Annotated in this window: 23 protein-coding genes; 12 read left to right on the forward strand and 11 right to left on the reverse strand. The window is 72.2% G+C overall.

Features of this window, described 5'->3' with window-relative positions; translation table 11 throughout:
- Positions 1–8: 8 nt before the first annotated feature.
- Complete coding sequence (efeO, locus tag EV284_RS14675; protein ID WP_130334044.1) at positions 9–1,145, reverse strand: iron uptake system protein EfeO; 1,137 nt, start codon at positions 1,143–1,145, stop codon at positions 9–11.
- Positions 1,146–1,357: 212 nt separating this feature from the next.
- Here efeO and EV284_RS14680 point away from each other — a divergent pair, with 212 nt between their 5' ends.
- Positions 1,358–2,002 carry a PhzF family phenazine biosynthesis protein gene (locus tag EV284_RS14680; protein WP_130334046.1) on the forward strand — a complete coding sequence of 215 codons (645 nt, stop codon included), beginning with the start codon at positions 1,358–1,360 and terminating at the stop codon, positions 2,000–2,002.
- Positions 2,003–2,051: 49 nt separating this feature from the next.
- Here the strand turns inward: EV284_RS14680 and map are convergent, their stop codons facing one another.
- Complete coding sequence (map, locus tag EV284_RS14685) at positions 2,052–2,909, reverse strand: type I methionyl aminopeptidase (protein ID WP_130334048.1); 858 nt, start codon at positions 2,907–2,909, stop codon at positions 2,052–2,054.
- 58 nt (positions 2,910–2,967) lie between these two features.
- On the opposite strand from map, the gene EV284_RS14690 reads away from it, so the two are divergent.
- Positions 2,968–3,198 carry a hypothetical protein gene (locus EV284_RS14690; RefSeq protein ID WP_130334050.1) on the forward strand — a complete coding sequence of 77 codons (231 nt, stop codon included), beginning with the start codon at positions 2,968–2,970 and terminating at the stop codon, positions 3,196–3,198.
- Between the two features lie 96 nt (positions 3,199–3,294).
- On the opposite strand, the gene EV284_RS14695 is transcribed toward EV284_RS14690, so the two are convergent.
- Positions 3,295–3,891 (reverse strand): hypothetical protein, encoded by a 597-nt coding sequence (locus EV284_RS14695; protein WP_130334052.1) that lies wholly within the window; start codon positions 3,889–3,891, stop codon positions 3,295–3,297.
- A gap of 128 nt (positions 3,892–4,019) precedes the next feature.
- Here EV284_RS14695 and npdG point away from each other — a divergent pair, with 128 nt between their 5' ends.
- Positions 4,020–4,757, forward strand: coding sequence for an NADPH-dependent F420 reductase (gene npdG, locus EV284_RS14700; protein WP_130334054.1), 738 nt, complete (start codon positions 4,020–4,022; stop codon positions 4,755–4,757).
- 62 nt (positions 4,758–4,819) lie between these two features.
- Positions 4,820–5,014, forward strand: a complete 195-nt coding sequence (locus tag EV284_RS14705) for a hypothetical protein (RefSeq protein ID WP_130334056.1) — start codon at positions 4,820–4,822, stop codon at positions 5,012–5,014.
- Here EV284_RS14705 and EV284_RS14710 read toward each other — a convergent pair.
- Entirely contained in the window at positions 5,004–5,804 is an 801-nt protein-coding gene (locus EV284_RS14710; protein ID WP_130334058.1) for a site-2 protease family protein, read from the reverse strand. The genes EV284_RS14705 and EV284_RS14710 overlap by 11 nt on opposite strands.
- Before the next feature lie 152 nt (positions 5,805–5,956).
- Between EV284_RS14710 and EV284_RS14715 the strand changes: the two genes are divergently transcribed.
- A complete protein-coding gene (locus EV284_RS14715; protein ID WP_130334060.1) occupies positions 5,957–9,241 on the forward strand; it encodes a BTAD domain-containing putative transcriptional regulator in 3,285 nt (1,094 codons plus the stop codon).
- Between the two features lie 12 nt (positions 9,242–9,253).
- Here the strand turns inward: EV284_RS14715 and EV284_RS14720 are convergent, their stop codons facing one another.
- Both EV284_RS14720 and EV284_RS14725 read right to left on the reverse strand, forming a co-directional pair.
- Entirely contained in the window at positions 9,254–10,075 is an 822-nt protein-coding gene (locus EV284_RS14720; RefSeq protein WP_130334062.1) for an ABC transporter permease, read from the reverse strand.
- Complete coding sequence (locus tag EV284_RS14725) at positions 10,072–11,097, reverse strand: ATP-binding cassette domain-containing protein (protein WP_165425527.1); 1,026 nt, start codon at positions 11,095–11,097, stop codon at positions 10,072–10,074. Before EV284_RS14725 ends, EV284_RS14720 begins: the two co-directional genes overlap by 4 nt.
- Positions 11,098–11,219: 122 nt before the next feature.
- Here EV284_RS14725 and EV284_RS14730 point away from each other — a divergent pair, with 122 nt between their 5' ends.
- Entirely contained in the window at positions 11,220–11,762 is a 543-nt protein-coding gene (locus EV284_RS14730; RefSeq protein WP_130334735.1) for a GNAT family N-acetyltransferase, read from the forward strand.
- Between the two features lie 13 nt (positions 11,763–11,775).
- On the opposite strand, the gene EV284_RS14735 is transcribed toward EV284_RS14730, so the two are convergent.
- On the reverse strand, positions 11,776–12,237 hold the full coding sequence (locus EV284_RS14735; RefSeq protein WP_130334066.1) for a GNAT family N-acetyltransferase: 462 nt from the start codon (positions 12,235–12,237) through the stop codon (positions 11,776–11,778).
- Positions 12,238–12,410: 173 nt separating this feature from the next.
- On the opposite strand from EV284_RS14735, the gene EV284_RS14740 reads away from it, so the two are divergent.
- The 6 genes from EV284_RS14740 to EV284_RS14765 all read left to right on the forward strand — a co-directional run bounded on the left by EV284_RS14740 (position 12,411) and on the right by EV284_RS14765 (position 17,254).
- The gene (locus tag EV284_RS14740) at positions 12,411–12,986 is read left to right on the forward strand and encodes a YdeI/OmpD-associated family protein (protein ID WP_242625684.1); all 576 of its coding nucleotides are present in this window, start codon (positions 12,411–12,413) and stop codon (positions 12,984–12,986) included.
- A 71-nt stretch (positions 12,987–13,057) separates the two neighbouring features.
- Positions 13,058–13,696: an HAD family hydrolase gene (locus EV284_RS14745; protein ID WP_130334070.1), complete on the forward strand. Its 639-nt coding sequence runs from the start codon at positions 13,058–13,060 to the stop codon at positions 13,694–13,696.
- A 98-nt stretch (positions 13,697–13,794) separates the two neighbouring features.
- Entirely contained in the window at positions 13,795–14,976 is a 1,182-nt protein-coding gene (locus EV284_RS14750; RefSeq protein WP_278045825.1) for a helix-turn-helix transcriptional regulator, read from the forward strand.
- Between the two features lie 168 nt (positions 14,977–15,144).
- The gene (locus EV284_RS14755) at positions 15,145–15,357 is read left to right on the forward strand and encodes a hypothetical protein (protein WP_130334072.1); all 213 of its coding nucleotides are present in this window, start codon (positions 15,145–15,147) and stop codon (positions 15,355–15,357) included.
- Positions 15,354–15,869, forward strand: coding sequence for a hypothetical protein (locus tag EV284_RS14760; protein WP_130334074.1), 516 nt, complete (start codon positions 15,354–15,356; stop codon positions 15,867–15,869). Before EV284_RS14755 ends, EV284_RS14760 begins: the two co-directional genes overlap by 4 nt.
- 221 nt (positions 15,870–16,090) lie before the next feature.
- Positions 16,091–17,254 carry a methyltransferase domain-containing protein gene (locus EV284_RS14765; RefSeq protein ID WP_130334076.1) on the forward strand — a complete coding sequence of 388 codons (1,164 nt, stop codon included), beginning with the start codon at positions 16,091–16,093 and terminating at the stop codon, positions 17,252–17,254.
- A 73-nt stretch (positions 17,255–17,327) separates the two neighbouring features.
- Here the strand turns inward: EV284_RS14765 and EV284_RS14770 are convergent, their stop codons facing one another.
- The 4 genes from EV284_RS14770 to EV284_RS14785 all read right to left on the reverse strand — a co-directional run bounded on the left by EV284_RS14770 (position 17,328) and on the right by EV284_RS14785 (position 22,169).
- Complete coding sequence (locus EV284_RS14770; RefSeq protein ID WP_130334078.1) at positions 17,328–18,542, reverse strand: MFS transporter; 1,215 nt, start codon at positions 18,540–18,542, stop codon at positions 17,328–17,330.
- 99 nt (positions 18,543–18,641) lie between these two features.
- On the reverse strand, positions 18,642–19,694 hold the full coding sequence (locus EV284_RS14775; protein WP_130334080.1) for an endonuclease/exonuclease/phosphatase family protein: 1,053 nt from the start codon (positions 19,692–19,694) through the stop codon (positions 18,642–18,644).
- A gap of 187 nt (positions 19,695–19,881) precedes the next feature.
- Positions 19,882–20,511 carry a TetR/AcrR family transcriptional regulator gene (locus tag EV284_RS14780; RefSeq protein ID WP_207229030.1) on the reverse strand — a complete coding sequence of 210 codons (630 nt, stop codon included), beginning with the start codon at positions 20,509–20,511 and terminating at the stop codon, positions 19,882–19,884.
- Between the two features lie 74 nt (positions 20,512–20,585).
- Positions 20,586–22,169 carry an MFS transporter gene (locus EV284_RS14785; RefSeq protein ID WP_207229031.1) on the reverse strand — a complete coding sequence of 528 codons (1,584 nt, stop codon included), beginning with the start codon at positions 22,167–22,169 and terminating at the stop codon, positions 20,586–20,588.
- Between the last annotated feature and the right edge of the window lie 41 nt (positions 22,170–22,210).

The raw sequence follows: 22,210 nt of genomic DNA on the forward strand, positions 1-22,210 counted from the left end.
TCCCGTGCCTACTTGACGACCGCGGCCGCGAGCTTGGAGAGCGGCTCGGCCAGGGCGTTCACCGCGTCGGACAGCTCCTTGCGCTGGTCCTTGCCGACCTTGTCGTAGGAGACGAAGTCGTAGGAGTCCTTGGCGGGGCGGTACTTGTCCAGCAGCTTGTCCAGCGCCGCGAACTGCTTGTCCAGTTCACCGGTGAGGGCCGAGTCGTTCTTGGCGGCGACCGGCTTCAGCAGCTCGTACGCCTTCTGCGCGCCCTCGACGTTGCCCTTGAAATCGACCAGGTCGGTGTGCGCGTAGCGGTCCTCCTCGCCGGTGACCTTGCCGGTGGCGACCTCGTCCAGCAGCTCCTTGGCGCCGTTGGCCATGGAAGTCGGGGTGATCTCGGCCTTGCCGACGCGGCGCTGCCAGTCTTTGAGGTCGGTGACCAGCTCGGCGGCGAGCTTCTTGTCCTCGGCGCCGAGCTTCTTGTCCTGCCAGAGGGACTTCTCCAGCCGGTGCCAGCCGGTCCACTTCTGGCCGTCCTCCAGGCCGTCGGCGCGGGTGTCGACCTTGGGGTCGATGTCGCCGAAGGACTCGGCCACCGGCTCGGTGCGCTCCCAGCCGAGCCGCGAGGGCGCGTACGCCTTCTTCGCGGCGTCGAGGTCGCCGGCCTGGACCGCCTTGGCGAAGGTCTCGGCGAGCGGGACCGTCTCGTCGGCCTGGTCCTGCGCGTACTGGCGGTATCCGGCGACCGCCGTGTCCAGCGCCGGGTTCCGCTTCGCGGACGTGCCGGAACCGGTCACCTCGAGCTTCTGCCGGACGCCGTGGCCCTTCATGCCGGGACGGCAGGCGATCTCGTAGGAGCCCGCCTTCACCTCGGCGGTCAGCGTGTACTTGGTGCCCGGCCCGATGTTCTCCTTCTCGGAGACGATCCGGTCGTCGGGGAAGACGATCTCGACCTCGGTGGCGCGCGAGCCCTTGTTCTCGATCTTCAGGGTGACCTGGCCGGCCGGCACCGACTTCGCGGAGGTGTCGCACGTGGTGTCCGCGGCGGTGACCTGGATGGCGTCGCCGCCCTTGGCGTCGCTCTTGGCGGTACAGGCCGACAGGGCGGTCAGCGTGGCGGCCGCGGTGACGGCGATCGCGATCGGACGGGCGGCTCGCATACGGGCTCCAGGCGGTCAGGGCGGCACGAACCCGCCCGCTCGTTCGGTGAGGCTTGCCTAACTTACCCGAGCCTTAGTCCGTCCGTCCCCGCCCGATACCGGATTCGACCGGCACGAAAAGATCACAGACACGACTTGATTTCGGCGTCCAAAAAACGATCTCAAGTAAGAGTAAAGAGCAGGTCAAGCGCCCGCGATGCTTCAATGCACCGGTGACTGACTACGACGTGCTCCGGGTCTTCTGCGGCCCCTCGGGCGGCTACGGGAACGAACTGGGCGTCGTCCGCGAGGGCTCGCTCATGCCCGGACGGGACGACCGGCAGGCGCTCGCCGCCAAACTCGGCTTCAGCGAGACCGTGTTCGTGGACGACCCCGAGCGCGGGGTGATCGACATCTACACCCCCGCCTCCCGGCTGCCCTTCGCGGGCCACCCCTGCGTCGGCACCGCCTGGCTGCTCGACGTACCCGAACTGGTGACACCCGCCGGGGAGGTCGGCACCCGGCTGGACGGCGAGTTCACCTGGATCGAGGCCCGCGCGGAGTGGGCCCCGCCGCGCACCCTGCGCCAGTACGCGAGCGCCGCCGAGGTCGACGCCCTTCAGGTGCCCCCGCCCGGGGAGTGGGTCTACTCCTGGGCCTGGGAGGACGAGGCGGCGGGACGGGTGCGGGCCCGTGCCTTCCCCGGCCGGGGCGACGGGATCGACGAGGACGAGGCGACCGGCGCGGCCGCGCTGCTGCTCACCGACCGGCTCGGCCGCGCCCTCAACATCACCCAGGGCCGCGGCTCCCAGATCCTCACCGCCCCCCAGCCGCACGGCTGGGTGGAGGTCGGCGGCCGGGTCGTGCTGGAGCGCTGATTCCCCAGGGGGTGTCTTGTCGGGCCCGGCGTGATCGACAAGACACCCCCTAGGGGAGAGTCAGGATGTCCGCGCCGGTGTCCGTCACCACCAGGGTGTGCTCGAACTGGGCCGTGCGCTTGCGGTCCTTGGTGACCACGGTCCAGCCGTCGTCCCACATGTCGTACTCGTGGGTGCCGAGGGTCAGCATCGGCTCGATGGTGAAGGTCATGCCGGGCTGGATGACCGTGGTGGCGTGCGGGGAGTCGTAGTGCGGCACGATCAGCCCGGAGTGGAACGACGAGTTGATGCCGTGGCCGGTGAAGTCCCGCACCACGCCGTAGCCGAAGCGCTTGGCGTAGGACTCGATGACCCGGCCGATGATGTTGATCTGGCGGCCGGGCTTCACCGCCTTGATCGCCCGGTTCAGCGCCTCCCGGGTGCGCTCGACCAGCAGACGGGACTCGTCGTCCACCTCGCCCACCAGGTAGGTGGCGTTGTTGTCACCGTGCACCCCGCCGATGTACGCGGTGACGTCCAGGTTGACGATGTCGCCGTCCCGGAGCACCGTCGAGTCCGGGATGCCGTGGCAGATGACCTCGTTGACCGACGTGCACAGCGACTTCGGGAAGCCCCGGTAGCCCAGCGTCGACGGGTAGGCCCCGTAGTCGCACATGTAGTCGTGCGCGACCTTGTCGAGCTGGTCCGTGGTGACACCGGGGGCGATGATCTTCGCCGCCTCCGCCATGGCCCGCGCGGCGATCCGGCCGGCGGTGCGCATCGCCTCGACCGTCTCGGGCGTCTGCACCTCCGGACCGGTGTACGGCGCGGGCGCGGGCTTGCCCACGTACTCCGGGCGGCGGATGTTCCCGGGCACCGGGCGGGTGGGGGAGAGCTCCCCTGGTACGAGCAGCGACTGGCCAGACATGCCAGCGAGTCTAACCAGCGGGCATGGGGGAACATGTGGGTGGCGAGAGGAGCCGTTGATGTCCCTGTTCAAGAAGCGCGCCCAGGGCAAGCCGGGCGAGTGGTACTACTGCCTGGACCACAAGAAGGTCGAGGAGGGTCCCGACTGTCCCGGCGAGGACCGCCTGGGTCCCTACGCCTCCCCGGACGAGGCGCGGCACGCGGTGGAGATCGCCCGCGAGCGCAACCGCGAGTGGGAGAACGACCCGCGCTGGCAGGACACCCCCGCCGACGAGTCCGACAAGGACTGACGCGGCGCTTTGTTCAGACGTGGCCCTGAGCCGCCCCCACCGCCGGTGGGGGCGGCTTCGTGTCGCTCACCAGGGTTTTCCCGCCAGACCCCTCTCTCACCAGGGCGCCGCCGGGGGCGCTGTCAGGGTCTCCGCCAGCCGGGAGAGCCGGTCCCGGAACCCCCGGCGGGCCCTGGGCGGCCCCGCGTTCTCCCCGGCCGCCGCGCTCACCAGGTGCTGCACGCTGTCCAGGTCCAGCTCCGCACCGTCCGGCACCGCCAGCGTCTCGTGCGCCATCGCGGCCAGCTCGCCCCCGCCCGCCCCGAGCGCCAGTACGGTCACCCCGGACCGCCGTGCGCTGTGCACCCGCTCCAGCAGCTCGGCCGGTTCCTGAGGCGCCACCACCAGCAGGGTCTCGCCCCGCCGGGCCTCCGCGATCCGGCCGGGGCCGACCGCCAGGTGCGCCGGGTCGCCGGGGCGGGCGTGGTGGCGCACCAGGGTGGGGGCCAGCTCGGGCGTGCCGGACCAGGCCGCCTCGTCCACCAGGTGCGCGGCCAGGTGCCAGGGCTCGTACTCCTCGGTGCCCGCCACCAGCAGGCCGCCGCCGTGGGCCGTCACCGAGCCGCGCAGCACCCCCGCGAACCGCCGGGTGGCGCCCAACCACTCGGTCCCGGCGAGCACTTCGCGCAGCAGCGCGACCCGTACGGCGTCCATGCGGCCGCATCCTGCCGCAACCGGTCACTTGCGCACCGCAGTTCACGCGGGGTTCACCCCTGCGGGTACCGCCGGACGCGGCCCACCCTCGCCGGGTGGCGGCACCGGTACGGACGTAGAGTCGGCCCATGACCTCCAGCGACAGCGCACAGCAGAGCGGTACGGGTTCTGCCAAGGACCCCGCGAAGGCCCCCGCCAAGGACCCCTGGGACCTGCCCGACGTCTCCGGGCTGACCGTCGGCGTGATCGGCGGCACCGGACCGCAGGGCAAGGGGCTCGCCTACCGGCTCGCCAAGGCCGGCCAGAAGGTGATCGTCGGCTCCCGCTCCGCGGACCGCGCGCACGCGGCCGCCGGGGAACTGGGCCACGGAGTCGAGGGCGCCGACAACGCCGAGACCGCCCGCCGCAGCGACGTGGTGATCGTCGCCGTGCCGTGGGACGGCCACGCCGACACCCTGAAGTCGCTCCGCGAGGACCTCGCGGGCAAGCTCGTCGTGGACTGCGTCAACCCGCTCGGCTTCGACAAGCAGGGCGCCTACGCGCTCACCGTCGAGGAGGGCAGCGCCGCCCAGCAGGCCGAGGCGCTGCTGCCGGACTCCCGTGTCACCGCCGCCTTCCACCACCTCTCCGCCGTCCTCCTGGAGGACCCGGAGATCGAGGAGATCGACACCGACGTGATGGTCCTCGGCGACAAGCGGGCCGACACCGACATCGTGCAGGCCCTGGCCGCCCGCATCCCCGGTATGCGGGGCGTCTTCGCCGGGCGGCTGCGCAACGCCCACCAGGTGGAGGGACTGGTCGCCAACCTGATCTCCACCAACCGCCGCTACAAGGCGCACGCCGGGCTCCGCGTCACCGACGTGTGACGGCGGCGCCCGATGGGGGACACTGGTCGGCGTAGCAGTGTCCCCCGACAGGAGCCGACCCCATGCCCCGCATCGCCCTCGTCACCCTCGCCGTCTGCGTGCTCGCCGTGGCCGCGGCCGTCGTGTCCTTCGTCCAGGGGAGCTGGCTGGGGATCGTCTGGGTGCTGCTGGCGGGCCTGACGTCCAACATGACGTTCCTGGCGGTCCGGCGCGACCGGGCCAGGTCGGGCAGCGGTACCGGCTCCGCTACGGGATGAGCGAGCACCCCTGCGGGGTCTCGGTCCAGAAGCGGTACAGGTAGTAGCCGCAGTCCGAGAAGGCGCCGTCCACGCCCAGCGCGCTCAGCAGGGTGTAGATCACGTCGAAGAACGCCCGGTTGACCGAGGGCACCCACAGCAGCGCGAACACGATCAGCAGGCCGAACGGCGCGAGCGGTTCCACCTGCCGCTTGATCCCGTTCGACAGCCAGGGCTCGACCACGCCGTAGCCGTCCAGGCCCGGCACCGGCAGGAAGTTCAGGACCGCCGCCGTGACCTGGAGCAGCGCGAGGAACGCCAGCGCGTACCGGAAGTCGCGCGGGACGCCGTCCAGCGCGTGCAGCCAGAACGGCGCCGTGCACACCGCCGCGAACAGCACGTTGGTCAGCGGACCGGCCGCCGAGATCAGGCTGTGCCGCCAGCGGCCCCTGATCCGGCCCCGCTCGATGAAGACCGCGCCGCCCGGCAGACCGATCCCGCCCATGATCACGAACAGCACCGGCAGCACGACGCTCAGCAGGGCGTGCGTGTACTTCAGCGGGTTCAGCGTCAGATAGCCCTTGGCGCCGATCGAGATGTCCCCGCTGTGCAGGGCGGTACGGGCGTGCGCGTACTCGTGCAGGCACAGCGAGACGATCCACGCGGCCGTCACGAACAGGAACACCGCGAGCCCCGGCTGTGCCGCGAACCCCGTCCAGGTCGCCCAGCCCGTCACCGCCGCGATGGCCACGATTCCGGCGAACACGGGACTGATCCGGCGGTCGCCGGCACGCGAGAGGGCGGTGGTCATGGGGCTCCTGCCTACGGATAAGTGCTGAGGGTCGACCGTACCGGGGATGTGGGGGGAACGTCCCGGCCCCGCCGCCGGGTTCCGGGCCGCCCGCCACGGCGGTACGCGCGTCGGTGAAACCCGGAGGCGCCGCGGGCGCGTCCCCAGGGACAATGGACCCCGTGCGCTATCGGCTTCTCGGCACCACCCAGGCTCTCCGTCCGGACGGCACCTCCGTCCCCGTCGGCGGGGCGCGGCTGCGCGCCCTGCTGACGGTGCTCGCGCTGCGCGCGGGGCGGACCGTACCGGCCGGGGTGCTGGTCGACGAGGTGTGGGGGGCCGCCCCGCCCGCCGACGCGCCGGGCGCCCTCCAGGCACTCGTCGGGCGGCTGCGCCGGGCCCTCGGGGCGGACGCGATCGCCTCCGTCGACGGCGGGTACCGGCTCACCGCCGCCCCGGACGACGTGGACCTCGCCCGCTTCGACCGGCTCACCGGCGACGGCCGCCGCGCCCTCGACGACGCCGACCCCGCCAAGGCCGCCGTCCTCCTCGACGACGCCCTCGCCCTGTGGCGCGGTCCCGTCCTCGCCGACCTGCCCGACCGCACCGCCGACGCCGCCCGCTGGGAGACCCGCCGGCTGGACGCCCTGCGCGCCCGGCACACCGCCGCGCTCGCCCTCGGGCACGCCGAGTCCTCCCTGCCCGAGCTGGCCGCGCTGTGCGACGAACATCCCCTGGACGAGCCCCTGCAGGCCCTGCGGCTGCGCGCCCTGCGCGACACCGGCCGCACCGCGCGGGCGCTGGCCGCCTACGAGGACGTACGGCGGCTCCTCGCCGACCGGCTGGGCTCCGACCCCGGCGCCGAGCTGCGCGCGCTGCACGCCGAGCTGCTGGCCGACACCGGGCCCGAACCGGTGGCGCCCACGCCTGCCGCCCCTGCCGCGTCCCGGCCCGCGCCGGGCAACCTGCCCGCCCGGCTGACCTCGTTCGTCGGCCGGGAGTCCGACATCGACGCCATCGGCGCCGACCTCTCCGGCTCCCGGCTGGTCACGCTGCTCGGGCCCGGTGGCGCGGGCAAGACCCGGCTCTCCATCGAGGCCGCCGAGGCGGTCCGGGACACCGTGCCCGACGGGGCCTGGCTCGCCGAACTCGCGCCCGTGGACGACCCCGACGCCGTACCGCAGGCCGTGCTCACCGCCATCGGCGCCCGCGAGACCGTGCTGCACGGCGCGGGCGTCGACAGCGTGCGCGCCGCCTCCGACCGCTGGGGCGACCCCGTCGCGCGGCTGGTGGAGCACTGCGGGCGGCGCCGGATGCTGATCATCCTGGACAACTGCGAGCACGTCGTGGACGCCGCCGCCCGGCTCGCCGAGCGCCTGCTGGCCGACTGCCCGCACCTCACCGTCCTCGCCACCAGCCGCGAACCCCTCGGTGTACCGGGGGAGTTGCTGCGGCCGGTCGAGCCGCTGCCCGAGCCGGTCGCGCTGCGGCTGCTCGGCCACCGCGGCGCGGCCGCCCGCCCCGGCTTCACGGTGGCCGACGACCCCGAGGCGTGCGCCGAGATCTGCCACCGCCTGGACGGCCTGCCGCTCGCCATCGAGCTGGCGGCCGCCCGGCTGCGCATGCTGACGCCTCGCCAGATAGCGGACCGGCTGGACAACCGGTTCCGGCTGCTCACCTCCGGCAGCCGCACCGTCCTGCCCCGCCAGCAGACCCTGCGCGCGGTGGTCGACTGGTCCTGGGACCTGCTCGACGCCGGCGAACGCGAGGTCCTGGGCAAGCTGTCGGTGTTCGCGGGCGGCTGCGACCTGGTCGCCGCCGAGGCCGTCTGCGGGCCGGTCGCGCTGGACACGCTCGGCTCCCTGGTCGACAAGTCCCTGGTGGTGGCCGCCCCTTCGGCCGGCTCCGGGATGCGCTACCGGCTGCTGGAGACCGTCGCCGAGTACGCCGCCGAACGGCTCGACGAGAGCGGCGAGCGCGCCGCCGCCGAGCGCGCCCACCTCACCTACTACCGCGAACTCGCCCGCACCACCGACCCGTTGCTGCGCGGCCCCGGCCAGCGCGAGGCGATCGACCGCATCCAGGTGGAGTACGAGAACCTGCGCACCGCCCTCCGGCACGCCGTCGCCCTGCGCGACGAGCAGGAGGGGCTGTGCATGGTGCTGTCCCTGCTCTGGTACTGGCAGATGCGCGACCAGCGCCTGGAGGTACGGGCCTGGTGCGAGGAGGTCATGGCGCTCGGCCCCGACCCCTTCGCACGACCGGCCGCGCCCGCCGAGCCGGTGTGGACGCGCAGCACCGAGACCCCGCCCCCGCTCACCGGCGAGGACCTCGCCGAGGCCCGGCGCGGACTGCACCTCGCCCATCTGGCCTGCATGGACACCGACATGGAGGCGTGGCAGAGCCCGGCGGCACAGGACAAGCTGACCGTCGTCACCCAGGTCTACCGCCCCGGTCTGCCGCAGACCTGCCGCTCGCCCGGCATGCTCTGGTGGTTCGCCGAGATGCTCGTCAACGGCGTGGGCCGCCTTCCCGAGATCACCGACGCCACCGTACGCACCTGCCGGGAGACCCCCGGCTACGAGTGGGAGCTGGCCGGCGCCCTCCAGACCCGCGCCAACCTGCTGGCCAACCGGGCCACGTGGGCGGGCGACGCCACCCGCGACGCGGACGAGGCGCTGGAGATCTACCGGCGCCTCGGCGACGACTGGGGACTGGCCGAGGCGCTGTCCGCGCGCGGCGAGGCCCATGAGCGCAAGGGCCTGTACCGCGAGGCCGCCGCCGACTACGAGGGCGCCATGGCACACGCCGAACACCTCGGGGCCCGCGCCCAGCTGGCCGTCCTCGGCGCCCGGCTCGGCAACGTGCTGATGGAGGCGGGGGAGGAGGAGCGGGGCGAACGGATGCTGCAGGAGGTCGTGCACGAGCTGGACGGCAGACACAGCGAGGCCATGCCGGTCGCCCGGCTGCACCTGGCCTCCTGGCTCCTGGTCACCGGGCGCACCGCCGAGGCGCGTGCCCAGCTCACGCTGTTGCGCGAGGAGTTCGTGCTCTCCCGGTTCATCGTCTTCGACACCATGATCCTGGCCCAGGAAGCCTGGCTGGACGCCCAGGAAGGGCACTTCGACCGCGCGCTGGAGGGTGTGCGCCGGGCGCTGGAGCTGGCCGGCGACTCGCTGTGCGAGGTGGTCGTCCCGCAGATGCCGACCGTCTGCCTCACCGTCGCGGCGCTCGCCCTGGCGCTCGTCCCCGACGGGGTCCGCGCCCTGGACGCCGCCCGCTGCCTGGGCGCCTCGTCGGCCCTGATGCCGGAGGGGCATCTGCGGCCGCAGGTGGAGCAGCGGGCGTACGACCGCGCGGCGGCCCGCGTCCGTGAAGTGCTCGACGAGACGGCGTTCCGCGCCGCGTACGCCGAAGGCGGTGGCCTCTCCCTCGTGGAGGCCACCGCCCTGGTGTGAAGGTGCCGAACGTCAGGTCTTGGTGCGGAACTTGTGGATGGCGACCGGTGCCATCACCGCGGTGATCGCCACCGACCAGGCGACCGTGACCCACAGGTCGTGGGCGACCGGGCCGCCGACCATCAGACCGCGCGCCGCGTCGGCGAGCGTGGACAGCGGGTTGTAGTCGGTGAACGCCTGGAGCCAGCCGGGCATCGACTTGGTCGGCGCGAAGATGGACGAGCCGAACTGGAGCGGGAACAGCACCAGGAAGCCCATCGCCTGCACGGACTGCGCGCTCTTCATCACCACACCCAGGGTGAGGAAGACCCACATGATCGAGGACGCGAACAGCGTGGCCAGGCCGATGGTGGCGAACAGGCCCGGCCAGCTGGTGATGTCGAAGCCGACCAGCACGGCGACGACCATCAGCACGGCCGTGGCGAACAGCATCCGGCCCAGCTCCACCGCCAGCTTGGCGAACAGCACCGAGCCACGGCCGATCGGCAGCGAGCGGAACCGGTCCATGACCCCGCTGTTGAAGTCCTGGCTGAAGCCGGTGCCGACGCCCTGCGACATCGTCATGCTCATCATCGCCAGCATGCCGGGGATGACGTACTGCACGTACTGGTCCTGGCCGCCCCCGAGGGCCTGGCCGATGGAGCCGCCGAAGACGAACACGAACAGCAGGGTGAAGACGACGGGCATCAGCAGCGCGTCGAACATCGACTCCGGGTCCTGCTTGATCCACAGCAGGTTGCGGCGGACGAGGGCGCCGGTGTGCCGCAGGTGGCCGCGCAGGGTGATGTGGGAATCCGCCACCGGGACGGGCGGGACGGTGGTGGTGGCGCTCATACGGCGACCTCTTCGCGGGAATCGGCGGGCGTGGCGTCCTGCGGGGCACTGGCGCGGTGGCCGGTGAGCGAGAGGAACACCTCGTCCAGGCTGGGAAGTTCGGTGACGATGGAGGAGATGGTGATGCCGCGCGCGGTGACCGCGCCGACGACCGCGGTGAGCTGCTCGTCGCTGAGGATCGGCACCAGCAGGGTGCCGGTCTGGTGGTCCACGGTGGTGGTGGCCAGGCCGGTGATGCCCAGCTCGTCCAGCGTGGCGGCGAGCGGCTCCAGCTGGAGCGGGTCGACGGGGCGTACGCGCAGGGTGCGGCCGCCGACCTTCGCCTTCAGCTCCTCGATCCGGCCGCCGGCGATGACCTTGCCCCGGTCCACCACGGTCAGCTCGGAGGCGAGCTGCTCGGCCTCCTCCATGTACTGGGTGGTGAGCAGCACGGTCACGCCCTCACCGACCATCGCCTTCACCTCGTCCCAGACCTCGTTGCGGGTCCGGGGGTCGAGGCCGGTGGTCGGCTCGTCCAGGAACAGCACCTGCGGGCGGCCGATCATGGAGGCGGCCAGGTCCAGGCGCCGCCGCATGCCGCCGGAGTAGGTGGAGGCCGGGCGCTTGGCCGCCTCGGTCAGGGAGAAGCGCTCCAGCAGCTCGTCGGCGCGGGCGCGGGCGTCCTTGCGCGACAGGTCCAGCAGCCGGCCGATCATGTACAGGTTCTCCCAGCCGGGCAGCTTCTCGTCCACCGAGGCGTACTGCCCGGTCAGCCCGATCACCCGGCGCAGCTGCCGGGGCTGCCGCACCACGTCGTACCCCGCCACGATCGCCTCGCCGGCGTCCGGGGTGATCAGGGTCGACAGAATCCGTACGAGGGTGGTCTTGCCGGCGCCGTTCGGCCCCAGCACCCCCATCACGGTCCCCTCCCGGACCTCCAGATCCACCCCGTCCAGCGCCTTGGTCTCGCCGTAGTGCTTGACCATCCCCCGCACGGACACGGCGGAACGGCCGCCGCCGGGGTTCTCATCGATTCGCGTCATGGAGAGGACTGTGCCAGGGGGCACCGACAATCCGCCGACAGACGGCCGACAGCGCCGCCGACATCCCGTCCCGAGGGGCGGGGAGGGTGTCAGGGAGCGCCTTCGTGATCCAGGATGACTGGATGGTCACCCTCAGGACTCCCCGCTTGATCCTGCGTCGCTGGCGCGAGGAAGACGTCGCTCCCATGGCCGCCGTCCATGCCGACCCCGTGGTCATGCGGTGGATCCGTGACGGCGGCACCCGTGACGAGGAGCAGACCCGCCGCGGGATCCGGGCCTGGGAGAGCGAGTGGGAGTCGGAGGGCTTCGGTCTGTTCGCCGTGGAGATCCGGTCCACCGGCGAGCTGGCCGGGTTCACCGGCCTTTCGGTGCCCCGCTTCCTGCCGGAGGTCCTGCCGGCGGTCGAGGTCGGCTGGCGGCTGGGACGTGCCCACTGGGGGCAGGGCCTCGCCACCGAGGCCGCTACGGCCGCAGTGCGGTTCGGGTTCGAGGAGCGAGGGCTGGAACGGCTCGTCAGCATCGCTCAGGTGGGCAACGACGCCTCTGAGCGGATCATGGCCAAACTGGGGATGCGGCCGGTCCGGGAGACCGTCCATCCCACCTGCGATCGGCGGGTGCGGGTGTTCGCGCTGTCGTCGGACCAGTACGTCGCGCCCACCCGTTGACGGCCGTCCTCGGTCAGGATCGCGAGACGCCGAGCGGCAGATCCCGGTGGAAGACGGCCATGGCCAGGCCGGGGCCGTCGTAGTCGTCGACGACCTTCGCGGTGAAGCCGAGGCTGCGATGGAAGGCGATCGAGCCGCTGTTCCCGATCGAGGTGATCGCCTTCAACCGCTGCGCACCCTGGCGTTGCGCCGCTTCGGCGAACGCCGTGTAGAGACGACGCCCGAGACCGGTGCCGCGGGCGTCGTCCCGGGTGGCGACCAGATGCACGTAACCGGTGCCGTCCGGCGTGACGAACCCGAAGAGGTACGCACGGATTCCGTCCTCGGCGCGGGCGACCAGGCAGGTCGAACCGAACTGCTGCACCAGCGCCAGGAGGTGCAGCGACCGGAGATCGCGTTCGCCCCAGTAACGGGCGTGATCCGTCAGGACCTGGTGGAAGTCGGCCACCCCGGCTGGTGCGATGTGTATGTCCATGACAGCGATGATGGCAGGCACCTCCAGTGGTGAGGGGCCGCCAGGGGCAGGCGGAGCGCGCCCCTGCACACCGGTCCCTCCGCGGCCCGCGGCGGTGCCCTCGACCGACCTGCCGGGCGCCGGCCGCACCCGAACACGTCACGACGCTCGGACGGGTGTGGTTCGCTGCCGGGGTGACTCAGGACCTGGAGACCGTCGTGTTCGAATCCGCCGAGGCGTTCGAGGCATGGCTCGCCGAGCACCACGCCGTCTCGCCCGGCATCTGGCTCAAGCTGCGCAAGAAGGGCCCCGGCATCGTCGCGCTGGACTACGCCCGGGCGCTCGACGTGGCGCTCTGCTACGGCTGGATCGACGGCCAGAAGGCCAAGGCGGACGAGGAGTGGTGGCTCCAGCGGTTCACCCCGCGCACACCGCGCAGCAAGTGGTCCAAGGTCAACCGGGAGAAGGTGGCCGCCCTGATCGCGCAGGGCCGGATGCGGCCGCCGGGACAGGCCGAGATCGACCGCGCCAAGGCGGACGGCCGCTGGGAGGCGGCCTACGACGGCGCGAGGACCGCGACGGTGCCGGACGACCTGGCGGCGGCCCTGACCGCCGACCCGGCCGCGGCGGAGTCCTTCGAGCGACTGGACCGCCAGAACCGCTACGCGATCCTGTACCGGCTCCAGGACGCCAAGAGGCCCGAGACCCGGGCGCGCCGGATCGAGAAGTTTGTGGCGATGCTGGCGAGGGGCGAGAAGCCGCACCCTTAGCCGAGCGCCACTGCTCGCTTGCCCGAACCATGGGGTACGTCAGACCGAGCACCGTCCCCTAGGGTGCCCACGTGATGGAGACCGTGGTGTTCGATGTCGGCGAGACGCTCGTCCGTGACGACCGGTACTGGGCGTCCTGGGCCGACTGGCTCGGCGTGCCGCGCCATACCCTGTCCGCGCTCGTCGGAGCCGTGGTCGCCCAGGGGCGGGACAACGCGGATGCCCTGCGGCTCCTCCGTCCCGGCATCGACCTGGCGGCCGAGTACGCCGCGCGCGAGGCGGCCGGCCTCGGCGAGCACCTCGATGAGACGGACCTCTACGACGATGTCCGCCCGGCGCTGACAGCGCTTCGGCAAGCCGGGGTACGCGTCGTCATCGCCGGGAACCAGACCGCTCGCGTCGGCGAACTGCTCCGCGACCTGGACCTCCCGGCTGACGTCGTCGCCACATCCGGCGAGTGGGGGGTGGCGAAGCCCCTGCCCGAGTTCTTCCACCGGGTCCTCGAAGTCGCCCAGGCCCCCGCCGAACGAACCCTCTACGTCGGCGACCACCCGGCGAACGACATCGGCCCGGCAGCCACGGCCGGCCTCCGAACCGCCCACCTGCGCCGGGGCCCGTGGGGCCACTTGTGGGCCGACCAGGACGCGGCTGCGGCGGCCGACTGGCGGATCGACAGCTTGATGGACCTGCTCGAGGTGGTTGGCCACTGAGACGACGAGACCTCCCCGCCGTCGAGTGTGGCCGTTCGCCTGCTCGGGTACCTCCACGCCAGTACCGTTCGGTTCGGATCAGTCGAACTGGAGTAAATGTGGACGCACTTGCCCGTGCCGGTGTGGGTGAACGGATCGCCTATCAACGCCGGGTGGCCCGGATGACCCAGCAACAGCTTGCCGATGCGGCCGGCGCTTCCCTGGGTACGGTGCGCAAGCTGGAGCGAGGGGAGCGCAATCCCGGCGCGGGCATGCTGGAAGCGCTTGCCGACGCCATGGGAGTGGACGTGGCCGTGCTGCGGTTCGACCCCAAGCCGACCCGCACGTCCGTGCGCGCCGCGCTGCCCGCCTTGTCGGCCGCCATCGCCACGTACGACCTGCCGGAGGACGGCCCGGCGCGCCCGCTGAGTGCTCTGCGCGTCGCGGTGAGCGAGGCGGCCCGCTGGCGTGTGGCCGCGCAGTACACGCGCATCGCGCGATGCCTGCCCGACCTCCTCGCCGAGCTTGCCCGCGCGTACCACCGGGCGTCCGGGGCCGACCGTACCGATCTGGCGCGGCTGCTCGTGCGGGCCTACCGCTCCGCCGATGCCATGGCCTACAAGTTCGGCGCTCACGATCTGAGTGCCCGCCTGATCGACCTGATGCGCTGGGCCACGGTCGAGGCGGAGGACCCGCTCATGACCGCCACCCTCGCGTATGTGCGTACGGAGACCTACTTCGCCGCCCGTGCGCACGCGTCCGGCCTGCGTGCCCTTGAGAACGCGATCGACACGGCGCCGCCGCCGGGCAGCACCAGGCAGGCAGCGGTGCGTGGCGCCCTGCACATGCGGGCCGCCGTCATCGCGGGGCGCGCGGCCGACGCCTCGGCAGCCCAACTGCATCTGGCGGAGGCGCGTTCACTGGCTGGCCGGCTGCCCGAGGGGATCTACTGCGGTACCGCCTTCGGTCCGGACTCGGTACGTGCCCACGAAGTGTCCGTGGCGGTGAGCCTCGGCGGTGACCACCTGACCCGCGCCTTGGACGTCGCCCGTGAGTGGAGACCGCCGCCAGGCCTTCCCGCCGAACGGCGGAGTGGGTTCCACATCGAACTGGGCCGCGCGCAATTGTGGTCCGGTCTGGCCGACCACGCCTTCGCCTCTCTGCGGACCGCCCGGGACATCGCCCCGCAGCACACTCGTGAACACCCGTGGGTACGCCAGGACGCTGCGGTGCTCCGCCGGCTGAAGCGCGCGGATGCCGAATCGCTCACCAGCTTCGCCGAGTGGTGCGCCGCTTCTTGACGGTCTCCCCGCTACCCCTCGGTGGGGTACTTGTGGGCTGCTCCGGCCTCCACCATCTGTTGCAAGCGCGAGACGCGGCAGATGAGAAACGCCAACTCCGGACAGTACGCACGCTACGGCAGCGTAAGCCCGCTCCCGCGCTACGTGACTCTGCGAGGGAGCGCAAACATGGAGAACGGTGCCGTACCGGCCCGCGCACTTACACCCCACCCCAAGTTGACGATCAAGGTCTACACGGTCACGCGGGAAGGCGTGGTCACTGCACCCCGCGCCACGGTCTCCGTCCCGCACGACATGGACCGACGGCCGACGGAGCTGATGAGCGGCTCGATGCCGCCCTGCCAGTGCCCGGTGCACCGGATGCCGGGAGCGGCTCGATGAGTGCTGAGTCCGCCTTCGCCCCGGTCCCGGAATGGCTCGGGCAGACCGTGCTGATGGTCGAAGCGCCCAGCCTGTCGGACATGACCGGCGCCCAACGGGCCGGTGACGCGTGCATCTGGTGCCAGGGCGCGCATGACTTGGAGCCGCTGGACCCGGCCCCCGGACTGGGCTGCCGCGCCTGCGAGACGTGCTGGACGAAGCGCAGTGCCAAGGTCGCCGCCTACCTGGACTGGGCCGTCCACGTCGAGTCCTGCTCCGCCTGTGCCGTCCGGCGGTGCGCGGACAGCCTGCCCATTGCGGAGGCGTACACCGAAGCCCACGATCACGCCGTGGGTACGGACGAGGTGACATGCCTGCGCTGTCGGCAGGCCGTACCCCTCGCCGAGCCGCTGGTCATGCCGTACCGCTGGAGCGGACCCGTGTCGAACGCGCCCTATTACAGCTTCCTGCACGCCAGTGACGTCTGCCCTGCGATGTGGCGACGCGGGGAGGTCACGCTCCGCGCGTTATGACTGGCGCGCCTCTGAACTCCGTTGTGCCGAGTTCGGCAGAACGGCCTCACCCCTTCCGGTGTCCGCCGGGACGGACCCACGATGTCGAGACGAAGGAGATCTCCCATGACGTACCTGTTGGCCGTCGGCGGCGACGAAGGCGGCGACAAGCTGCCTGGGCAGCCCTGGCCCGTGCCGCCGACCCCGCCGTCGCCCGACGGTGGCCCTAGGTTCGCGGGCTGATGGCGCCCGCCGACGTGTCGGGGGAGCGGGCCGCGCCGGGCCGTTCCGTCGGGGCGTTTGGGGCCGTGACCCCGGACTGGTCGTCCGCTCTCTCCGCGGTGCCCCGCTCGGGCTTCCTGCCCGAGGTCTTCTGGGCGCATGACATGGCCAGCGGTGAGAGCACGCGGGTGGACCGGCGGACCGAGCCGGAGACCTGGGCGAGACTCGCCTGTGCGGACGTTCCCCTCGTCACCCAGTGGGACGACGGGGAGGGCGGCGGCCCTGGTGGAGTGCCGACCTCTTCCGCCTCGATGCCCACGGTCGTCTTCCGGATGCTGGCCGCGCTGGACGTACGTCCCCACGACCGCGTGCTGGAGATCGGCACCGGCACCGGATGGAACGCGGGCCTCCTCGCGGCCCGGCTCGGCGCGGGGAATGTCACGAGCATCGAGATCGACCCGCAGGTCGCGGACGCCGCCCGCGACCGGCTGGCGGCGGCGGGCTTGCTCGGGACGGTGCTCACGCGGGACGGCGCGCTCGGCGATCCGGCCGGGGCGCCGTTCGACCGCGTCATCGTCACCGCAGGGGTCCGGAAGCTGCCGCCGGCGTGGATCGAGCAGACCCGCGAGGGCGGTCTGATCGTCGCACCCTGGGGGACGCACTACAGCAACGCGGACGCGATCGTCCGGCTCGAAGTCGCCGATGGCGAGGCGAGCGGGGAGTTCGTCGGCCCGGCGGAGTTCATGAAGCTGCGCGCTCAGCGGCTCCCCTTCCCCGGCCACGAGGCGTACGTCCCGAACGGCGTGGACTCGGCCGAGCACACCAAGACGGAGGTGACCGAGGCCGATCTGCTCGGCGCAGGTCGTTTCGACGCGACCGCCTTCGTCCTCGGGCTGAGGGTGCCCCGCTGTCACCAGGCCGTGGCGCCGAAGCGGGACGGGTCGCGGCCGGTCTGGTTCTACGGGCTCACGGACCGCTCATGGGCCTGCGTCATGCTGCACGACGGCCACGATGCTGACGTGTGGCAGGCCGGGCCACGGCGGCTCTGGGACGAGGTCTCGCAGGCCATCGACTGGTGGAGGGAGGCCGGACGGCCGGGCATCGAGCGGTTCGGTCTCGCCGTCCGCGCGGACGGCGGTCAGCTCGCGTGGCTGGACGACCCCGAGGACGCGTGGCCGGTCTGACCCGGCACACAAGAGGCCCCGTCCATCCCCTGAGGCAGGGATGGACGGGGCCTCAAGCCTTCAGTGGCGGAACTCAGCGGTGCACCGTCTCCTGCGCCTCCGGAACGTGCGCCGCCACAAGCCGGCCCGCGGGCGCGGACGCCCGGCGCCGGTCCACCCCGTACGCGACGCCCGCGACACCCAGGCCGAGGACGGCGAGCAGGGCGCCCGCCACCGCCGGCGACGTCGCGCCGAAGCCCGCCGCGAGGGCCAGCCCGCCGATCCAGGCGCCGCCGGCGTTCGCCAGGTTGAAGGCGGCCTGGTTGGCGGAGGAGGCGAGGGAGGGGGCCGCGGCGGCCTTCTCCATGACCATCAGCTGGAGGGGCGAGCCGGTGACGAAGGCGGCCATGCCGAGCAGGGCCACCCCGAGAGCCGCGCTCCACTCGGCGCGCATCAGCAGCGGGAAGAGCGCGAGGACGACGCCCAGCGCGGCCAGGCCGCCGAACAGCGTGCCCCGCATCGCGTGGTCGGCGAGGCGTCCGCCGAGCAGGTTGCCCGCGGTGGCGCCGACGCCGAACAGCGCGAGCAGCAGCGTCACGCTGGCCGGGGCGAACCCGGCGGAGTCGGTCAGCATCGGGGTGACGTAGCTGTACGCGGCGAACAGCGCGCCGAAGCCCGCGACCGTCGTACCGAGCGCCAGCCAGACCGGGAGGGACTTCAGCGCGGCCAGCTCGTGGCGCAGCCCCGCCGAGGTGGCGTGGGTGTGGTCGCGCGGTATGAGCAGGGCGAGCGCGGCTATCGCGGCCAGGCCGATGGCGCTGACCCCGAGGAAGGTGGCCCGCCAGCCCATGTGCTGGCCCATGAGGGTGGCCACGGGCACGCCCGCGACGTTGGCGACGGTCAGCCCGAGGAACATCAGGGAGACCGAGCGTGCCTTGCGCTCCGGCGCGACCATGCCGGTGGCGACGACCGCGCCGACGCCGAAGAAGGCGCCGTGCGGCAGGCCGCTCAGGAAGCGGGCGGCGAGCAGGGACTCGTAACCGGGGGCGAACGCGGAGAGCGCGTTGCCCGCGACGAACACGGCCATCAGGCCGATCAGCACCGTGCGGCGGGACATCCGGGCGGTGACCGCGGCCAGCAGCGGAGCGCCGATGACCACGCCCAGCGCGTACGCCGAGACCAGGTGCCCGGCGGTCGGGATGGATATGTGCAGGTCGTCCGCGACGTCGGGCAGCAGGCCCATCATCACGAACTCGGTGGTACCGATGCCGAAGGCGCCCACGGCAAGGGCGAGCAGGGCCAGGGGCATGAGGGGACCTCTCAGAACGAAAGTGCCGTACAGGGCTCAGGGGGAATCTTCTATGTTCCCGTACGGAACAAAGTCTTTCAAGGCCAGTATTCCTGCGGGTTACGACGGCATGTCGAGCTTCACACGAGCCGCCACCGGGAGATGGTCGCTGTTGGTGCGCGGCAGGGTCCACGAACTCTCCGGCTCGACGCCCTTGACCATGATCTGGTCGATCCGGGCCATCGGGAACGCGGCCGGCCAGCTGAAGCCGAAGCCGCTGCCCGCCGCACCCTGCGTGGAGCGGAGCTGGGAGGTCACGGCGTTGAGCGAGCGGTCGTTCATCGTGCCGTTCAGATCGCCGAGCAGCACCACGCGGGTGAGGGTCTCGTCCGCGATGGCCTCGCCGAGCGCGTCGGCGCTCTTGTCGCGCTGCCGGGCGGTGAACCCGGCCTCCAGCTTCACCCGCACCGAGGGCAGGTGGGCGACGTACACCGCGACCAGGCCGCCCGGCGTGGAGACCGTGGCGCGCATCGCCCGCTTCCAGCCGAGCTTGATGTCGACCGGCTCGACCTGGCTCATCGGGTACTTGCTCCACAGCCCGACCGTGCCGACCACCGCGTGGTAGGGGTACGTGGCCTTGAGCGCGGTGGAGTACACCGGCACGGCGGAGGCGGGCAGCTCCTCCAGGGCGACCATGTCGGCACCGGAGGCGGAGACGTCGCGGGCGGTGGCGGCCGGGTCCGGGTTGTCGGCGTTCACGTTGTGGGTGGCCACGACCAGCTCGCCGCCGGTGCCCGACTTGTCGGAGAGCAGCAGCCCGCCGAACAGGTTCAGCCAGACGACCGCCGGGAGCAGCACCGCGATCAGCGCGGTGGCGGAGCGGCGGACGAGGCCGAGCACCAGCAGCACCACGATCGCCAGGCCCAGCCAGGGCAGGAAGGTCTCGATCAGGCTGCCGAGGTTGCCGAGCCGGTTCGGGATGCGCGAGTGCACCACCATCACCAGCGCCAGCAGCAGCGCGAGGGCGGCGGTGACCAGCCCCCGGCGCCAGATCCCGGGATCGCCGCGCCAGCCGCCGAACAGGCGGTGCGCCAGGCGCCGAAGCCGGGACACTGGTCGCTCGGGCCCCGAGCCGCCGTTGTCCGTCTCCGTCATGTACGCCTGCTGCGCCATACCGTGCCTCACTGCCTGCCGTGCACTCCGTCATCCCCCCGTGTGTGTGTACGACCCTAGGGGATACCGGGCTCCGTTCCGCCGTCCCATGACGGCCGTTCGGAAGACGAGGACGTGCGAGGCGGTGCCATCAGTTCCGAGAAGCCCCCGCGTAGAGGGTTTCTGTGACGAAACACGCACATCCGGGCTACTGCTCCGGGGGCCTGACGGGCCGTAGGCCGGCCAGCAGCGTGTCGACGATCTCCTCCGCGAGCCCCTCGGGGAGGTCGGCGTCGGGGCGCAGGACGGTGCGCACCAGCATGGCGCCGACGAACATGTCGTTGGCCAGTTCCACGTCGACGTCGGTACGGAGTTCGCCGTCGCGCTGGCCCCGGCGCAGCACGTCCAGGGCGAGGGCCCGGCGGGGCGCTATGACGCTCGCCTCGTAGGCGGCCCAGATGCGGGGGCTGCACTTCGCCTGGACGTAGACGTTGTGCATGATCGCCGAGGACCGGCTGGCCAGCCCCCGGCGGCGCAGGGTCTCCAGCAGGACGACGAGGTCGTCGCGCATGGAGGTGCCGGGGAGCTCCGGGTCGGGGGGCTCGGCGGTGCGCAGGACGTCGACGAAGAGTTCCTCCTTGCCGCTCCACCGGCGGTAGATCGTGGCCTTGCCGACCCCGGCGGTGCGGGCGACCCGCTCGATGGAGAGGTCGGCCAGCGGTACGCCGTCCTCCAGGAGCTTCATCACGCCCTCGATGATGGCGTGTTCCACGGCCTCGCTGCGGGGCCTGCCCCGGGCGGGGGCGGGCTGCGCGGGCCGGTCTGCGGCAAGGCTCACGTCTACGTCGTCCTCTCGGTGTGCTGCGGAGGATTCTCCCGCAGCGGCAGCCTCCCCCCGCCGGGTACCGGCAGTCAGTCCCCGGTGCCGATCAGTTCCGGCTCGCGCTCGCCGGCCTCGGCGGCCGGGGACCTGCCCGGCAGGAACACGGCGACGACGACGGCGCCGACCAGCGCCACGCCCGTACCCCACAGCGCGGTGACGTGCATGGCGTGCAGGAAGGCGTCGTAGGCGGGCGTGACCAGGGCCTGGCCGCGCGGGCCGAGCTTCTCCGCGATGCCGAGGGTGGCCTCGATGGACTCGCCCGCGGTGTCGCGCAGGCCGGGCGGCAGCGCGCCGAGGCTGCCCTCGATGCCGCCCCGGTAGGAGGTGGCGAGCACCGAGCCGAGTACGGCGATGCCGAGGGCGCCGCCGACCTGGCGGAAGGTGTTGCTGAGCGCGGAGGCGGAGCCGGCCTTCTCGCGGGGCAGGGCCTGCATGATGACGACCGAGGTCGGGGTCATGATGTGCGCCATGCCGGTGCCCATGAGGAAGAAGACGACCTCCAGCAGCCAGATGGGCGTATCGGCCTCGAAGCCCGCGAAGGCGGCCAGGGTGGCGGCGATGAGCAGCATGCCCGCGGTGGTGGTGGCCCTGTTGCCGAACCGGTCGACCAGCAGCCGGGCGCGCGGCGCGAAGATCATCTGGGCGGCGGCCAGCGGCAGCATCAGCAGGCCGGACTCCAGCGGGGAGTAGCCGCGCACGCTCTGGGTGTAGAAGACGCCGAAGAACGTGACGCCCATCAGCGCGAAGAAGACCAGCGCGATGGCGGCCATGGCGGCCGAGAAGACCTTGTTGCGGAAGTAGGTCACGTCCAGCGAGGGGTGGTCGCTGCGCTTCTCGTAGACCACGAAGCCGATCAGCACGACGACACCGGCGATGATCGTGGCCAGCACCTTGGCGTCGGTGAAGTCGGCCAGCTCGCCGCCCTTGATGATGCCGTAGACCAGCAGCACCAGGCCGAGCACGGAGAGCACCACGCCGACGGGGTCCAGGCGGCCGGGCTTCGGGTCGCGGGAGTCGGGGACCAGCCAGACCATCAGGGCGAGGGCGACCAGCACGATGGGCACGTTGATCAGGAAGACCGAGCCCCACCAGAAGTGGTCCAGCAGCGCGCCGCCGGTGATCGGGCCGATGGCGATGGCGAGGCCGACCCCGCCCGCCCAGATGCCGATGGCCTTGGGCTGCTCGGAGCGCTCGAAGACGTTCATCAGCACGGCCAGGGTCGCGGGCATGACGAAGGCGGCACCGAGGGCCATCACGGCGCGGTAGGTGATCAGCTGGCCCGGGGAGCCGGACTCGGCGGCCAGCGCCGAGCCGATGCCGAACACCACCAGCCCGCCGAGCAGCACCTTCTTGCGACCGAGCCGGTCACCGATGAGCCCGGCGGTGAAGAGCAGGCCGGCGAAGACCAGGGTGTACGAGTTGATCGCCCACTCGATCTCGCTCTGCGTGGCGCCGAGACCGGTGGGCGCCGGGGTGGCGATGGTCTTGATGGCGACGTTCAGGATCGAGTTGTCGAGCACCACGATGAGCAGGCTCAGCATCAGCACGCCGAGGATCGCCCAGCGGCGCCGGTGCACGGCTTCCGGTATCCGGGGGGCAGGGGAGGTTGTCATGTGCCCGATCGTAGGCCCATTCCAATACGGCACCGTCTCGT

The sequence above is a fragment of the Streptomyces sp. BK022 genome (genome assembly GCF_004217355.1).
Classification (GTDB): Bacteria; Actinomycetota; Actinomycetes; order Streptomycetales; family Streptomycetaceae; genus Streptomyces; species Streptomyces griseoluteus.